Below are 15,259 nucleotides of genomic sequence, written 5' to 3'. Positions count from 1 at the left end.
ACCGGCCAATCACACGCTAACAGGGCGGCGCGATGACCCGCCTCACCGTCAACGATCGCCCGGTGCACTTCCTCATGGACGGGGATACCCCGCTTTTGTGGGCGCTGCGCGATGCGGCGAACCTGACCGGCGCAAAGTACGGCTGCGGCAACGGCGATTGCGGGGCCTGCACCGTCATCATCGACGGGCAGGCGATTCGCTCGTGCCTCGTCACGCTGGACGAAGTCGAAGGCCGCTACGTCACCACGATCGAGGCGCTGTCGGGCGACCGGTCGCACCCGCTGCAACAGGCGATGGTGGCCGAAGGCGCGATCCAGTGCGGTTTCTGCACCCCCGGTTTCGTTATGGCAGGCGCCGCGCTCTTGGCGCAGAACCCGCGCGCGGGGCGCGACGACATCGCCAGGGCCATTCCCAACATCTGCGCCTGCGGTGCCGGTCCGCGCATCCTGCGCGCGATCGAACGCGCAGGCCGTGCCATCCGCAGCCGCGAGAGGCTGGACGCATTGCCGGTACCGGGAATGGACCCGGCCGAGGCCGCGCAGGACGTGCCCGCTATCGCGGTGCCCCTGCCCCCTGAGGAGAACGAAGAATGAAGGCCACCATCTGGCACAACCCGAAGTGCGGCACGTCGCGCAAGACGCTGGCGATCCTTGAGGAAACCCCGGGCGTCGAGGTCGAGGTCGTCGAATACCTCAAGAACCCGCCCACGGCCGACAAGCTGGCTCAGCTTTACAAGGACGCGGGCATCACGCCGCAGCAGGGCCTGCGCACGCGCGGCACCGACGCGATCGAGCGTGGCCTTCCCGAGGCGGACGATGCGACCGTTCTGGCCGCGATGGCGGCCGAACCGATCCTGATCGAACGACCGCTGGTCGAAACCGGCAAGGGCGCGCGGTTGTGCCGTCCGCAGGAAAAGGTCCACGAAATCCTCTGAGCCGGGTCTTACCGGACAAGTCCCTTGGTCCTCTTGCAATGAAGCAGTCAATTTGCGACGCCAATGTCCAAGAAGGACTATCAAGAGGTTGCGAGCCTAAATGACGGGTACGGATCTGGCGCAGGGCACTGCCGCGCCGAAGGCGAAACGCGGCCTTGCGGCAAAGCTCGGTCCCTGGGGGGTGTTCTTTCGCGGTTTCGTCGAACACCCGGTCATGGTCGGATCGATCATTCCGTCCTCGCGATTTACCATCGAAAAGATGCTCGGCCCCGTAGACTGGGACCGCTGCCGTCTTTTCGTCGAGTATGGACCGGGCGTGGGCACGTTCTGCCAGCCGGTGCTCGACAGGCTGCGCCCTGATGGCGCCCTGATCGTCATCGACACCAATCCGCTCTACATCGATTACCTCAAGCGTACGATCGCCGATCCGCGCTTTACTGCCGTGCTCGGCTCTGCCGCCGACGTTGAAAAGATCGTCCACGAAAATGGCCATGACGGTGCGGACTACGTGCTTTCGGGCCTGCCGTTCTCGACCCTGCCCGATGGCGTGGGTCCGGCGATCGTCGACGGCACTTACGACATCCTGCGCGAAGGCGGGGCGTTCCTCGTCTACCAGTTTTCGGCCAAGGCGCGCGATTTCATGGCGCGCCGGTTCAAACGGATTTCTTCGGGGTTCGAGGCGCTGAACGTGCTGCCTTGCCGCCTGTTCTGGGGCTGGAAAGATGCAGAGCCCGTCTCCGCCGCGCAGGCCGAAGAAGCGCCCGCGAAAGTCGCAGCCGTCGGCTGAGTTTCAGGCGCTTTGCGTCACGCTTTCGCGAACTGGCGATAACTCGCCGCGATCAGTGCCGACCATGCCAGCATCAGGAAGGTGGAGACAAAAGCCTCGATCACGCCGACGATGCCCTGGCCCGTTTCCTGTCCCAGCGTCGCGATCAGGATCGTGCCCGGTATTGCCGTCGTCACGATCGAGATGACGAGCGCGGCCAGAAGGAACAGGATCACCATCATCAGAATGCGCGGCCCGCTGCCGTTCGTCTGGCCCCAGGCCTTCTTCAGCGCCTCGAACGGATTGCGTTCGCGCCCGACGGCCACAACCGGCGCCAGCGTCAGCGTGCGCACGTTGACCCACAGCGCCACCGCAAGGATCGGTATCATCGCGACGGCGGCCGCTGCCTCGCCCGCGGCCAGCGTGACCGGAAGCAGGATCAGCAGGGCAAGGATGCCCATGCCAGCCACCAGCACCAGCGTCGCGCCGACATAGGGGCCAAGCGCCTTGATGCCGGTACGGATCGCATCGCGCACGACGGGCCTGCCGGAATCGCAAAGCAGCACCATCAGCGTCAGCATCCCTGCCGCCTGGATCACCGCCACGCCCAGCACCAGCGGCCACCAGACCGCGAAAATGTCCATCGCCGCCTGAGTCGCGGCCTCGTCCTCCATTCCCGGCGGCACATCGGGCAAGAGCATGCCCAACAGCATCTGCGGAATCAGGAAGAACAGGCCGCCCAGAACCAGCATCATTTCGCGGTTGGCGCCGATCATCTTAACCGCCGCGCTCCACGCGGCAGAGGCATCGAACCGGGGTGGAAACGGCGCGCCGCTGCCGGGCGTACCGGGGCCATCGCTTGGGATCTTCGTCATGGCCCTTGATTGGCACGGCGTTTGCCGCCACGCAACGTGGCGATGACAGTTGATCACACGCACTTGCCGCAAATCGCGGGCGTCGAATGGCGGCGCGAGGATACCCTCGTGCCCTATCGCGATGCGCTTGCCGCGATGCAGGACCGCAATGCCGCGATCCATGCGGGCGAGGCGGACGAGCTTGTCTGGCTTCTCGAACATCCGCCGGTCTACACCGCAGGCACCAGCGCGAAGGAGAAAGACCTTCTCGACCCGCGCTTCGAAGTGGTGGAAGCCGGGCGCGGCGGCGAGTTTACCTATCACGGGCCGGGCCAGCGCATCGGCTATGTCCTTGTCAACCTGGGCAAGCGGGCGCGCGACGTGCGCGGTTATGTCCACGCGATAGAGGGCTGGGTGATCGACGCGCTCTCCGATTTCGGGGTCGAGGCATGGCGCGCCGAAGGGCGCATCGGCATCTGGACCCGCGACATCGACGGGGGCGAGGCGAAGATCGGCGCGATCGGCGTGCGCGTGCGCAAGTGGGTCACGATGCACGGCTTTTCGGTCAACCTCTCGCCGGACCTGTCGCATTTCGGCGGCATCGTGCCGTGCGGGATCAGCGAATATGGCGTGACGAGCATGGCCCGCCTCGGCCGCGATGTCACCGCGGACCAGTGGGACGCGGCGCTTGGCCGCCACGCGCAGGCCTTTTTCGACAAGCTGGAAATGGCGTGCCCCACGCAATGAACACCAACGGGACCAACACCGACATGAAGCCTGCACCCTTGCACACCCTTTTGATCATCGGCCTCGCCGTCAGCCTTGCCGGCTGCGGTTCGGACAGCGCCGCGCCAGAGGGCGACAACCGCGAGGCGGGGGGCGAAGTGCTGGAAGGTTCGATCACCGACGAGATGATTCCGCTCGATCAGTTGCAGAGCCAGGGCGAGTCGGCCGAACCCGAAGGCGAGGACGGCGAAGATAACGGCTCGGCCAGCGCGTCGGACGCGGACGATGCCGAAGCCGCAGCGGCGGAAGAACCCGCCGAAGCCGCCGGAGACGAACCCGCAGCCGAGTAATCGGACGGGTTCTGCCCACATGACAGACGAGACCCCGCACGCCGGCCCGTGGAGGCTGGGGCTGCTTTTGCTCGGCAATGCGGCGCTCGCCATGGGTCCGCTGCTGGTGCGGCTGGCCGATACGGGACCGGTCGCGGCCGGGTTCTGGCGGCTGACGCTGGCATTGCCGGTCATCCTGCTGCTCGGTTGGCGGGAACGGGGGAAGGGCAGCTTCGGACGCACCGGCGTCTGGTTCGTCATTGCCGCCGGCGTGTTCTTCGCGCTCGACATCGCGGCCTGGCACATCGGGATCGAACGGACGCGGCTGGGCAACGCGGCGCTGTTCGGCAATTCGGGCAGTGTCATCCTAGTCGTGTGGAGCCTGCTCGCCGCGCGACGCGTGCCTTACCGTGCGGAACTGGGCGCGATTGCCGCAGCCGTCGTCGGATCGGCCCTGCTGATGGGCGGATCGCTGGAAATCGGGCGCGAGAACCTGATCGGGGACTTGTTCAGCCTGCTCGCCGGGATGCTTTATGCGACCTACATCCTGATGCTGCGCCACTTGCGCGGGCGGGTGGGGTCGTGGACCTTGCTGTCGGTGTCGGTCACGGCTGGCGTGCCGGTGCTGTTCGCCATCGCCTATGCCCTTGGCGAGCAGATCGTGCCGACCGACTGGACGCCGCTGATCGTGCTGTCGGTGCTCAGCCAGATCGTCGGGCAGGGGGTGCTGATCTGGGCACTGTTCTGGTTCCGGCCTCTGGTCATCGGCCTTGCCCTGCTGACCCAGCCCGCGATTGCGGCGTTTACCGGCTGGATCGCATTCGGCGAGACACTGTCGCCAGGCGATGTCGTCGGCATGGTGCTGATGGCGACGGCGTTGGTGCTGGCGCGGATCGCGGGGCCAAGGGCTGGGCCGGCGCGGCCCTAGGCGGGGTTGGTCGCGGCCAGTTCCGCCTGAAAGGCACGGTGCCGGTCGTGGACTTCGGACAGGTCCGGGCCTTTGAGGTTCGTCGCGCACTGGTCCATCAACCGGTTGCCTTCTTCCAGTAGTACCGCCACGCGCCCCTCGCCATAGACCGAGATCGCGCAGTCGCGCAGTGCGTCGAACATGGCGATCGTCGCCTTGCGGCTCGTCGACACGGCAGAGCGCGAGGCGCCGAAACCGTGGCCGACATAATCGGCAAAATCGGCATGCAGCGGGTAGACGCGGCGTTTGTCCTGCTTGTCCATGTCATTGGGCGACACGTGCAGTTCGCGCCGCCCCAGTTCGGCCGTCGCCGCGCCCAGCCAGTGCAGCGCGGTTATCGCGGTGAAGGGATCGTTGATGCCGGGCGACAAGGCGCGCAGCGCGATTTCGACAAGCTCGTCGATGAGGAAGCGCAAGTCCTGCTGGGGCGTGCGCAGGCCGGTCAGGACGAAACAGTCGCGGATCGCATCGGCGCAGGCATCGTCGCATTCGCCGCCCGAAAACCGTGCCAGCGGGACCAGCGGGTGCACGAAATCACCTGCTTCCTGCAACAGAACGATCCGTCCTTCGAACTTGGCCGCGGTATCGTCGAGGCCGTCGAAGTCGATCACCTCGATATAGCCGCTGCGCTTCGCGGTAACCTGCTTGCCATCGGGCAGATCCGCTTCGTTCGCGTCTCCGCCTTCTTTCGGAAAGCGGCTCTTGATCTGCGCGATCAGGCGGCGGCCGATGTTTTCGAGTACCTTGTTGATGCGGATCTTGGAGGGGATATGGTTGAGAAAGAAGACCAGCACCGCGACCGAGACCAGCATCAGCCCCGTCGCGACCAGCAGCGACACTTGCGGGACGAAGCCGGGAATGTCGCTCGCGATCGCGCCTTTCAGCGTCGTGGCCTGCTCGTCCTCGTGTCTCACGACGCGCAGGATCATGATTGCATAGACGAAAGTGCCGATGAACGTGGCGAGCGACAGCTGATTGCCGCGATCCTCCATGAAATTGGTAAGGAGGCGCGGGCCGTAGGTGCCGCTGGCATAGGCAACGGCGGCGATGGTGATCGAGAATACCGTCGCAGCGACCCCGATCATCGAGCCTGCGATTACCTGCAGCATCGTCGTCGCCCCGCCCGGCCGCGCAGGGGCCAGCGCACTGTTTGAGGACAGCCAGTCCGAAGCCCCGTTCCGGTCGAGCCAGACGGTGAACAGCGAGAGACAGAAAGCGAGAATGCAGAACGTCGCAGGCCAGAACCAATAGCTGGCGTTGATGCGGTTCCAGATCGTCAGAAGGCGCGCGGTCATCGCCGCTCTAACGCGCAAATGCGAGGTTGGTGCTTAGGGCACTGCACTCGCTCACATCACGCCCGACCCAGGTCGCCCTTGCCGATTGTGCCCGATGCCATCTCGATCATCCTGTCGAGGCTCTGCTTCGCCTTCAGGCGCAGGCCTTCCTCGATCTCGATGCGCGGTTCGAGGTCGCGCAGCGCGATGTAGAGCTTTTCCATCGTGTTCAAGGCCATGTAGGGGCAGATGTTGCAGTTGCAGTTGCCGTCCGCCCCCGGCGCGCCGATGAAAGTCTTTTCGGGGATGGCCTTTTCCATCTGGTGGATGATGTGCGGCTCGGTCGCGACGATCAGTTTGTCGCCTTCCATCGTTTTCGCAAACTGCAGGATGCCGCTGGTCGACCCGACGTAATCGGCATGGTCGATGATGTGCGGCGGGCATTCCGGGTGCGCGGCGATGGGCGCTTCGGGATGCTGTTCCTTGAGTTTCAGCAGCTCGGTTTCGGAAAACGCCTCGTGCACGATGCAAACGCCCGGCCACAGCAGCATGTCGCGGTTGAACTTGCGGTTGAGGTATCCGCCAAGGTGCCGGTCGGGGCCGAAGATAATCGGCTGGTCTTCCGGGATCTGGGCCAGGATCGTCTCTGCACTGGAGGAGGTGACGATCACGTCGGAGAGCGCTTTCACCTCGGTGCTGCAGTTGATGTAGGTGAGCGCGATGTGATCGGGATGCGCTTCGCGGAAAGCCTTGAACTTTTCGGGCGGGCAGGAATCCTCAAGGCTGCAGCCTGCGTCGAGATCGGGCAGGACCACGATCTTTTCGGGGCTTAGGATCTTGGCGGTGTCGGCCATGAACTTCACGCCGCAGAACGCGATCACGTCGGCATCGGTGGCCGCCGCCTTCTTCGACAGTTCCAGCGAATCGCCAACAAAGTCGGCAATGTCCTGTAGTTCCGGTTTTTGGTAATAGTGCGCGAGGATGACCGCGTTGCGTTCCTTGCGAAGCTTCTCGATCTCTTCGCGAAGGTCGAGGCCGGTGAGGTTTTCGTGCGCGGTCATTTCAAGGGTTCTCCATTCCTGCACTTGCAGATGGCCTGCGCCGGGTTGGAGTTCAAGCGATTACATCGCAAATTACAGGGTGAAGCCGGGCGGCAGGAAGGCCTCCATCGGACGTTCGGCCCCCGGCGTTCCGGCGATGAGCTGTTGGGTGAGTGAAATGCCCAGCGGGCTGACCGCGACAAGGTCTGCGATCACCTGCATCACGATGATCGCGCCCGCGCCCCAGAACCACGCCGGATGGACGTGCCCGCGCCTGCGCTTGTCGTAGATCATGCCCACCACCGGAAAGGCGAGGACGACAAGCATCATGAGGTGCCACGCATAAGGGATCAGCAGCGGCATCGGCATGATGCGCCCGAAGCCGGGGTTCGACAGCAGCGCAAAGCCGCAAAGCATCAACCGCCGGTGCCAGCCGGTGTGGCGGCGCACCCTGAGCGCCGAGAACGTCAGGATCGCAAACAGCGTCAGCCCGCCGATGTTGGAGAACAGGAAGATGTTCTGCGCAAAGAAGAACGGCCCGCCGGTGCGGCGCAGGACGACGACCATGATCGTGATGCCGAGCGCGACCATCAACGGCACCCAGAAGACGCTGATCATGCCCAGCGTTCGGTGGAGCGCCACGTTGCCGCGGGTGATCAGCACGTTCTGCGCCATGAACAGCGCCACCCATGCGAAGAATACCACGCCGTGCAGGTGATAGGGCAGCGGGACGTTGAAGGTGGAACGACCTGCCGCAAGCTGGATCACGAAGCCCGCGACAATGCCGAGCGAAATGATGCTCGACAGGATCAGGAAAAAGCGGCGTTCGCTGTCGACGCGCGCGGGTTCTTCGAATGTCGTGGCCACGGCCTACCCCCTTTGATGTCCCCGGCGCGGCAGATTAGCCGTTCGGGGCGGGGAGGCAATCGTGTATCGAATTGCCATCGACCGTATAGGCGGGAAGATTAAGCCCGCACGAGCCCCCAGCCTTCGCCGGTATCCTTCACCACGTCGCGGTTTTCGAGGTCGAGCAGGTGGGCCAGCACCGACTGGCCTGCCGCCGGAACAAGGCGCGGGTCGAGTCCGACGTACATCTTCGCGACCATGTCGGGAATGACGGCCGGACCGTCTGCAAGATGCTTCAGGATCTGGCGCTCACGCTGGCGGCGGTGGCCGATCATGCCGCGTACCAGCTGCTGCGGTTTTTCGACGGCGGCGCCGTGCGCGGGGTAATAGACGCGGTCCGCGCGCTCGTAGATCTTTTCCATCGAGGCCATGTAGTCGGCCATGTTACCGTCGGGCGGCACGACCACGGTGGTGGACCACCCCATCACGTGATCGCCGGTGAACAGCGCCTTCGTCTCTTCCAGTTCGAAGCAAAGGTGGTTCGAGGTGTGGCCAGGGGTCGCCACGGCGGTCAGCGTCCAGCCCTCGCCGGTGATGCTCTCGCCATCGCTCAGCACGCGGTCGGGCGTGTAGGACTGGTCGAAAGGCGCATCGGCGCGGGGAATGTCGCTTTCGATGACAAGCGGCGCGCAGCCGATTATCGGCGCTCCGGTCACCGCCTTCAACGGATCGGCGGCGGGCGAATGGTCGCGGTGGGTGTGGGTGCACATGATCGCGACGACTTTCGCACCGCCGATCGCGGCGACGAGCGCTGCGATATGGTCCGGATCGTCGGGGCCGGGATCGATGACGGCAAGCTCCGCGTCGGTTCCGACAAGGTAGGTCTGCGTGCCCGTATAGGTAAAGGGGGAAGGATTGGGCGCGAGCACGCGGCGCACCAGCGGCTCCAGTTCCTCGACCAGACCCGTGGGCATCTCGATTGCAGGCTTTTCAGTCATGTCAGGCGATATGGGGTGCAGGGGCCGATGTGTCGAGCCGCGCTCAGCCAGAACAGGCCTTGCAGGCAGGGTCCTTGGTGACATTGATCGTGCGCATCGAAGGCTTAAGGCCGTCGATCAGCACCAGCTGCCCCCACTGCGGATCGCCCAGCGTGGACACGCCATCGAGCAGAACGCGTAAGCCCTGCATCACGCCCATCGTAGCCGCCATGCCGACAAAGGCCCCCAAAACACCCTGCTCGGCGCAAGTGTCGCAATCGTCCGCATCGAAAGCATCGCCGACCCAGCAGCGGTAGCAGGCGTGCCCCGCTCGGTGCCCGGCGAAGTTCGCGACCTGCCCCTGGAACCGCCCGACCGCAACGCTCGTCAGCGGAACGCCCTCGGCCACGCAGGCATCGGACACGGCAAGGCGCGTGGCGAAGTTGTCGCAGCCGTCGAGGACCAGATCGGCCCCTGCCACGATGGCGCGGGCGTTCCCGGCATCGATCCGCGTGTTCATCGCGGTCACGTCGATGGCAGGATCGAACGCGCGGGCCCAATATGCCGCGCGCGACGCTTTCGAGGCACCGATGTCGTCGTGGGTGAAGATCGTCTGGCGCTGCAGGTTGCTGACGTGGACTTCGTCCGAATCGACGATGGTCAGTTTTCCGACGCCCGCCGCGGCCATGTACTGCAGCGCCGGCGATCCGACCCCGCCCGCGCCGATCAGGACGACGTGCGATGCGGCAAGCCGCGCCTGTCCCGCCCCGCCGATCTCGGGAAGGACGATATGCCGCGCAAAACGCTCCAGCCTGTCATGTTCCAGCATGGCGCGTTCCTTGCCCTTGCGCGCGCCTACGGGCAAGGGGGATCGCACGGTATCGGCGGCGCCTTGTCGGCGTCAGGCCCCTGCAGGCGGCTGATTGCTTGACGATTCGCACTATGGCCGCTATGCGCCGCGCTTTCTTGCGGGATTGTGCTGCCAAGGCACGCGTTTCTGCACGGGATTTTAGCACCCGAATCGGTTCTGGATCGCTGCTTGTCGGCGCAGGGCCTGCACGGGAAGCACGAACAGGTTGAACAGCAATTCGCCGCAACTGGACGCGGCAGCATAAGGATCGAGCATGGCCAATACGCCGCAAGCCCGCAAGCGCATCCGCCGCAACGAGCGTCGCGCCGAAATCAACGGCAACCGCATGAGCCGTATCCGCACTTACGTGAAGCAGGTCGAAACTGCGATCGAAAGCGGCGACAAGGACGCGGCCAAGACTGCCCTCAGCAATGCGCAGCCCGAACTGGCTCGCGGCGTTGCCCGCGGCGTGATGCACAAGAACACCGCGTCGCGTAAGCTTTCGCGACTCACCAAGCGCGTCGCCGCGCTCGGTTAATCCGAAGGGCGATTCGGGTGGCTTGCCGAGGCATGCCGCCCACCGCTGGTACGAAAAGGGCCGTCCGGGTTTCCGGCGGCCCTTTTTGTTGCACTGCAGCATATCACGGATAATCGTGCCGCATTTGCGGTAAACCCACGGATATCCCGCGATTCGTAATGTACGTCTTGCGAAAATCGTGGCTTTTCAGACGCTTGATTTGGGACTGAAGCGTTTCTGCGGGCTTGGCCGAGTCAAGCGTCATTATTTCAATTTTTTTACGTCACAACCCTTGCTCGTTCGCCATCCACAGCCCTACAAAATGAGTCGTCGGGCATTGGTCGTGACCGGCATCATTTAACAGCACGATTACTTGTCTCCTGCCGAAGGGGGTTCGGCGGACGACGCTCGACTTTTGTCTGGCGTCGGGGGACTTATATGAGTGGTATGGACGGAGGCACAGGACGCATGACACGGACGGGGGGTTTCGGCTCGCTGGCGGGGCGTACGCCAGAAAAGGACAAGGCGAGCGAGATGTTCGAGGAAGAGCGTGAGGCACTTGCAGCCGATTGGTCGGATATTTGTACGGGTCTGAAAAAGGACCTTGGTCACCAGCTCTATTCGCAGTGGATTCGCCCGATCGAACTGGGCTCGTTCTGCCAGGAAACCGGCACGCTGGATCTTTTCCTGCCGACCGAGTTTTCCGCCAACTGGGTTAACGATCGTTTCGCCGATCGTCTCTCGCTGGCATGGAAGATCGCGCGCAGCGAAGTCCGCAATGTCCGTGTCTCGGTCCACCCCGGTCGCCGCAAGATGGTCGACCTGCGCGTTGGCCCCGCCGCTGCCAACGATCACGTTCCCCCGCCCAGCCCCGTCGAGGCCATCACCGAGATGGGTTCGGCAGGTCTCGATCCCTCGCTGACGTTCACCACTTTCGTCACCGGTGAAGGCAACGTGCTGGCCTACAACGCCGCGCAGCGCATGGCCGCCACCGAAGCTCCGCAGTTCTCGCCGCTCTACCTCAAGGCCGCGACCGGTCAGGGCAAGACGCACCTGCTGCATGCGATCGGCCACCAGTTCGCCGCCGCCAAGGCCGGCGCACGGATCTTCTACTGCTCGGCCGAGCGTTTCATGGTCGAGTTCGTGCAGGCTCTGCGCCAGAACCAGATGATCGAGTTCAAGGCGCGCCTGCGCGGCTTCGACATGCTTCTGGTCGACGATATCCAGTTCATCATCGGCAAGGCTTCCGCGCAGGAAGAACTGCTCTACACGATCGATGCCCTGCTGCAGGAAGGCAAGCGCCTCGCCTTTGCCGCCGACCGCGCGCCGCAGGCGCTGGACGGCGTCGAACCGCGCCTGCTTTCGCGCCTGTCGATGGGTCTTGTCGCGGACATTCAGCCCGCCGACATCGATCTGCGCCGCAAGATCCTTGAACACCGCCTGACGCGCTTCACCAGCAGCGACGTGCCCGACGACGTGATCGAGTTCCTGGCCCGCACGATCAGCCGCAATGTGCGCGAGCTGGTCGGCGGTCTCAACAAGCTGATCGCCTATGCCCAGCTCACCGGCCAACCGGTGTCCCTTCAACTGGCCGAAGAACAGCTGACCGACATCTTGTCGGCCAACCGTCGCCGCATCACGATCGACGAGATCCAGCGTACGGTCTGCCAGTTCTACCGGCTCGACCGCAGCGAAATGGCATCGAAGCGCCGCGCCCGCGCCGTCGTGCGTCCGCGTCAGGTCGCGATGTATCTCGCCAAGGTGCTGACGCCGCGTTCGTACCCCGAGATCGGCCGCAAGTTCGGCGGGCGCGATCACTCGACCGTGATCCACGCGGTCCGCCTGATCGAGGACCTGCGCACCCGCGATGCCGACATGGACGGCGACGTGCGCAGCCTCCTGCGCCAGCTGGAAAGCTGAGGCTCTACCGGGCCTTCACCCCTTCCGGGCATCGCCACTGATCCCTATCTGGACCCGCGATGCCCGAATTACCTGAAGTCGAAACCACCGTCCGCGGTCTTGCCCAATATCTCGAGGGTGAGACCGTGACGCGCGTTCAGCTCAATCGTTCGGACCTGCGCCGCCCGTTCCCGCCCCAACTCGTCCAGATGATGACGGGCGCGAAAGTCGAACGGCTGGGGCGGCGGGCGAAATACGGCCTCGTCGATCTGGATTGCGGGCAGACGATGATCTTCCACCTCGGCATGAGCGGGCGCTGGCGGATCGATCCCGAGGAACTGGGCAAGCACGATCACCTCGTGCTGGAAACGAAGGCGGGGCACGTCCTTGCCCTTAACGACGCGCGCCGGTTCGGCTCGGTGGACCTGTGGGATACGAACGATCTCGACCGCTTCGCCCCTTTTACCGAGATGGGGCCTGAGCCGCTGGGCGAAGACCTGACGGCAAAGCATCTCGCCGATGCCTTTGCGGGGCGCGTCTCGCCGGTGAAAGTCCTGCTGCTCGACCAGCGCATCGTCGCGGGGCTGGGCAACATCTACGTCTGTGAAGCCTTGCACCGCGCGGGCATCCGCCCCGACAAGGCCGCGGGCAAAGTCTCTTATGGCAAGCTCAAGCTGCTCGTCCCCGCGATCCGCGAGGTCCTCCTCGAATCGATCGCCGCAGGAGGCTCCTCTATGCGCGATTATGCCAGGCCCGATGGTGAGCTCGGCTATTTCGCAACGCAGTGGCGGGTCTATGGCCGCGAGGGAGAGCCGTGCCATTGCGGCGGCACTGTCGAACGCATCGTGCAGGGCGGGCGCAGCACCTTCTTCTGCCGCCGCTGCCAACGCTAGGAACCGGCCCGCTGCCCACAAGTTGCTTTTCTCTGAGGCCATCCAGCCCTAGAGGCTTGTGACATGAACGAACCCGTCAATTCGCCGTCGACCGTCTCCTTCGGTTACGAGGACATCGATGCCAGGGAAAAGACCGCCCGCGTAGGCGAGGTCTTCTCCGCCGTCGCGCGCAAGTACGACGTGATGAACGACGCGATGTCGGGCGGGATGCACCGGCTCTGGAAGGACCGCTTCGTGCGCCGGGTGAAACCGCGCAGCGGTGAACAGATCCTCGACATGGCGGGCGGCACCGGCGACATCGCCTTCCGCATGGAAGCGCGCGGCGCGCAGATTACCGTGTCGGACATCAACCAGGAAATGCTCGACGTCGGGCTTGAACGCGCAGTCAAGCGCGGGATCGACACGCTGGTCTGGTCTCGCCAGAACGCGGAGGAGCTGACTTTCGCGGACAAGTCGTTCGATGCCTATACGATCGCGTTCGGCATCCGGAACGTGACTCATATCGACAAGGCCCTGGCCGAGGCATACCGCGTCCTGCGCCGCGGGGGCCGGTTCTACTGCCTTGAATTCTCGACGACCGAATGGCCGGGCTTCAAGGAAGTCTACGACACCTATTCGCACAAGCTGGTGCCGAGGATCGGGCAGGCCATCGCGGGCGATGCCGATTCCTACCGCTACCTGATCGAATCGATCCGCCGGTTTCCGACGATGCCGGAATTCGAGAAGATGATCCGCGAGGCCGGTTTCACGCAGACGAAGGTGGAGCCGATCATGGGCGGCCTCGTCGCGATCCATTCCGGCTGGAAGGTCTGAAGCACTCTTCATGACCCGCCATTCGACGCATATCTTCCGGCTCCTGAAATGGGGGCGCATCCTGGCCCGTCACGGCGCGCTGCGCCCGATCGAGCAGAACCCTAACACGCCCGAACAGGTCCGCCGCCTTTGCAAGCTGGCGCGGTTCGGCACGGTGCAGCCCAAGGAGCCCGACTTCGCCGGCGCCTTCCGCGCCATCGGCCCTGCCGCGATCAAGCTGGGCCAGACCCTGGCGACCCGCCCCGACATCGTGGGCGAGGATGCGGCGCGCAACCTTTTGTCGCTGCAGGATTCGCTGCCGCCTGTAGATTTCGACGAAATCGCAAAGGCTATCGAGCGTAGCTTCGAGCGCCCCATCGACAGCCTCTACGAGCATATCGACCCCGTGCCCGTCGGCGCGGCCTCGATCGCGCAGGTGCACAAGGCGGTCACGACCGATGGCCGGACGGTCGCGGTCAAGGTCCTGCGCCCCGGCATCCGCGAACAGTTCGCTCGCGATATCGAGACGTACGAGTGGGCCGCCGCGCACCTCGAAGGGCTGGGCGGAGAGGCGAAGCGCCTGCGTCCGCGGCTCGTTATTGCGAACTTCAAGCGCTGGACCCTGCGAGAACTGGACCTTCGGCGCGAGGCGGCCTCGGCCTCCGAACTGGCAGAGGCGATGCACGCCGTGCCGGGTTATTGCATTCCCTCGGTCGACTGGGACCGGACAAACGGGCGCGTGATGACGATCGAGTGGATCGACGGCATCAAGATTTCGAACCACGAAGCGCTGGCAGAGGCGGGGCACGATCTGCCTTCGATCGCGCAGCGGCTGGTACTCGCCTTCCTGCGGCAGGCGATCAGCGCGGGTTTCTTCCATGCCGACATGCACCAGGGGAACCTGTTCGTTCGCGCCGACGGCACGATCGTCGCCATCGATTTCGGCATCATGGGCCGCATCGACCGGCGTGCGCGGGCCTGGCTGGCGGAAATCCTCTATGGCCTGACGACGGGTAATTATCGCCGCGTCGCCGAAATCCATTTCGAGGCGCAATACGTGCCGAGCTATCACAACGTCGACGAATTCGCGACGGCCCTGCGCGCCGTGGGCGAACCGATGCGCGGCAAGCCGGTGAGCGAGCTTTCGGTCGGCCAGATGCTCGACGGGCTGTTCGCGATCACGCGCGATTTCGACATGCAGACACAGCCGCACCTGCTGTTGCTGCAAAAGACGATGGTCATGGTCGAAGGCATCGCGACGCAGCTCGACCCCTCGATCAACTTGTGGGACACCGCTGCGCCATACGTGCGCGAATGGATCCGCGACGAACTGGGGCCCGAAGCGGCGATTGCCGACCGTATCCGCACCGATACCGAAACGCTGCTGCGCATCCCAGACCTGATCCGCCGGATCGAGGACCGCTTCCCGCCCAAGGGCGGCGCACCCGAACCGCCGCCGCTGACCGACATCGAACTGATCTGGGAACGAAAGGAGCGGCAGCCGGGCAGCGAATCCATCCTGCCTTACCTGCTTTCCGCCTTCCTCGGCGCGGGCGCCGTCTATGGCGCGATGCTGGCCGGCCTTTTGGGATAGA

At 64.5% G+C, this 15,259-nt stretch carries 18 protein-coding genes; 12 read left to right on the top strand and 6 right to left on the bottom strand.

The genetic code is table 11. The features are described from left to right. Window positions 1-32 precede the first annotated feature (32 nt). The 3 genes from A9D15_RS07135 to A9D15_RS07125 all read left to right on the top strand — a co-directional run bounded on the left by A9D15_RS07135 (window position 33) and on the right by A9D15_RS07125 (window position 1,721). Window positions 33-593 (top strand): (2Fe-2S)-binding protein, encoded by a 561-nt coding sequence (locus tag A9D15_RS07135; RefSeq protein WP_066763418.1) that lies wholly within the window; start codon window positions 33-35, stop codon window positions 591-593. Beyond that, a complete protein-coding gene (arsC, locus tag A9D15_RS07130; RefSeq protein ID WP_066763416.1) occupies window positions 590-934 on the top strand; it encodes an arsenate reductase (glutaredoxin) in 345 nt (114 codons plus the stop codon). The genes A9D15_RS07135 and arsC overlap by 4 nt, the downstream gene beginning before the upstream one ends. Window positions 935-1,034: 100 nt before the next feature. Then, window positions 1,035-1,721, top strand: a complete 687-nt coding sequence (locus A9D15_RS07125; protein WP_066763414.1) for a class I SAM-dependent methyltransferase — start codon at window positions 1,035-1,037, stop codon at window positions 1,719-1,721. 17 nt (window positions 1,722-1,738) lie between these two features. On the opposite strand, the gene A9D15_RS07120 is transcribed toward A9D15_RS07125, so the two are convergent. Next, window positions 1,739-2,575: a hypothetical protein gene (locus A9D15_RS07120; protein WP_066763412.1), complete on the bottom strand. Its 837-nt coding sequence runs from the start codon at window positions 2,573-2,575 to the stop codon at window positions 1,739-1,741. Between the two features lie 42 nt (window positions 2,576-2,617). Between A9D15_RS07120 and lipB the strand changes: the two genes are divergently transcribed. Genes lipB through A9D15_RS07105 form a run of 3 tightly spaced genes read left to right on the top strand, consistent with a single transcriptional unit; the run spans window position 2,618 to window position 4,537 of the window. Continuing rightward, on the top strand, window positions 2,618-3,301 hold the full coding sequence (gene lipB, locus A9D15_RS07115) for a lipoyl(octanoyl) transferase LipB (protein ID WP_066763411.1): 684 nt from the start codon (window positions 2,618-2,620) through the stop codon (window positions 3,299-3,301). After that, a complete protein-coding gene (locus A9D15_RS07110) occupies window positions 3,298-3,630 on the top strand; it encodes a hypothetical protein (protein WP_066763410.1) in 333 nt (110 codons plus the stop codon). The genes lipB and A9D15_RS07110 overlap by 4 nt, the downstream gene beginning before the upstream one ends. A 19-nt stretch (window positions 3,631-3,649) precedes the next feature. Then, window positions 3,650-4,537 carry a DMT family transporter gene (locus tag A9D15_RS07105; protein ID WP_066763409.1) on the top strand — a complete coding sequence of 296 codons (888 nt, stop codon included), beginning with the start codon at window positions 3,650-3,652 and terminating at the stop codon, window positions 4,535-4,537. Here the strand turns inward: A9D15_RS07105 and A9D15_RS07100 are convergent. The 5 genes from A9D15_RS07100 to A9D15_RS07080 all read right to left on the bottom strand — a co-directional run bounded on the left by A9D15_RS07100 (window position 4,534) and on the right by A9D15_RS07080 (window position 9,542). Beyond that, on the bottom strand, window positions 4,534-5,871 hold the full coding sequence (locus A9D15_RS07100) for a DUF2254 domain-containing protein (protein ID WP_066763405.1): 1,338 nt from the start codon (window positions 5,869-5,871) through the stop codon (window positions 4,534-4,536). The genes A9D15_RS07105 and A9D15_RS07100 overlap by 4 nt on opposite strands. A 56-nt stretch (window positions 5,872-5,927) precedes the next feature. Further along, window positions 5,928-6,911, bottom strand: coding sequence for a quinolinate synthase NadA (nadA, locus tag A9D15_RS07095; RefSeq protein ID WP_066763403.1), 984 nt, complete (start codon window positions 6,909-6,911; stop codon window positions 5,928-5,930). 72 nt (window positions 6,912-6,983) lie between these two features. Then, window positions 6,984-7,757 (bottom strand): hypothetical protein, encoded by a 774-nt coding sequence (locus A9D15_RS07090; protein WP_066763401.1) that lies wholly within the window; start codon window positions 7,755-7,757, stop codon window positions 6,984-6,986. A 98-nt stretch (window positions 7,758-7,855) separates the two neighbouring features. After that, a complete protein-coding gene (locus tag A9D15_RS07085) occupies window positions 7,856-8,734 on the bottom strand; it encodes an MBL fold metallo-hydrolase (protein WP_066763398.1) in 879 nt (292 codons plus the stop codon). A 43-nt stretch (window positions 8,735-8,777) separates the two neighbouring features. Next, a complete protein-coding gene (locus A9D15_RS07080) occupies window positions 8,778-9,542 on the bottom strand; it encodes a HesA/MoeB/ThiF family protein (RefSeq protein ID WP_066763396.1) in 765 nt (254 codons plus the stop codon). Window positions 9,543-9,837: 295 nt separating this feature from the next. Between A9D15_RS07080 and rpsT the strand changes: the two genes are divergently transcribed. The 6 genes from rpsT to ubiB all read left to right on the top strand — a co-directional run bounded on the left by rpsT (window position 9,838) and on the right by ubiB (window position 15,258). Further along, window positions 9,838-10,101, top strand: coding sequence for a 30S ribosomal protein S20 (rpsT, locus tag A9D15_RS07075; protein WP_066763394.1), 264 nt, complete (start codon window positions 9,838-9,840; stop codon window positions 10,099-10,101). A 178-nt stretch (window positions 10,102-10,279) separates the two neighbouring features. Then, complete coding sequence (locus A9D15_RS16740; protein WP_172807480.1) at window positions 10,280-10,441, top strand: hypothetical protein; 162 nt, start codon at window positions 10,280-10,282, stop codon at window positions 10,439-10,441. 173 nt (window positions 10,442-10,614) lie between these two features. Beyond that, window positions 10,615-12,000, top strand: a complete 1,386-nt coding sequence (gene dnaA, locus A9D15_RS07070; RefSeq protein ID WP_066763578.1) for a chromosomal replication initiator protein DnaA — start codon at window positions 10,615-10,617, stop codon at window positions 11,998-12,000. A 59-nt stretch (window positions 12,001-12,059) separates the two neighbouring features. Continuing rightward, on the top strand, window positions 12,060-12,872 hold the full coding sequence (gene mutM / locus A9D15_RS07065; RefSeq protein ID WP_066763393.1) for a bifunctional DNA-formamidopyrimidine glycosylase/DNA-(apurinic or apyrimidinic site) lyase: 813 nt from the start codon (window positions 12,060-12,062) through the stop codon (window positions 12,870-12,872). A gap of 63 nt (window positions 12,873-12,935) precedes the next feature. After that, window positions 12,936-13,685 carry a class I SAM-dependent methyltransferase gene (locus tag A9D15_RS07060; RefSeq protein WP_066763391.1) on the top strand — a complete coding sequence of 250 codons (750 nt, stop codon included), beginning with the start codon at window positions 12,936-12,938 and terminating at the stop codon, window positions 13,683-13,685. Window positions 13,686-13,695: 10 nt separating this feature from the next. After that, window positions 13,696-15,258 (top strand): 2-polyprenylphenol 6-hydroxylase, encoded by a 1,563-nt coding sequence (gene ubiB, locus A9D15_RS07055; protein WP_066763389.1) that lies wholly within the window; start codon window positions 13,696-13,698, stop codon window positions 15,256-15,258. Window position 15,259 lies beyond the last annotated feature (1 nt).

The sequence above is a fragment of the Croceicoccus pelagius genome (assembly GCF_001661915.1).
In the GTDB taxonomy this organism is placed as follows: domain Bacteria; phylum Pseudomonadota; class Alphaproteobacteria; order Sphingomonadales; family Sphingomonadaceae; genus Croceicoccus; species Croceicoccus pelagius.
The sequence above is the reverse complement of the archived record's forward strand: the minus strand, read 5'-3'. Positions and strand labels throughout refer to the sequence as shown.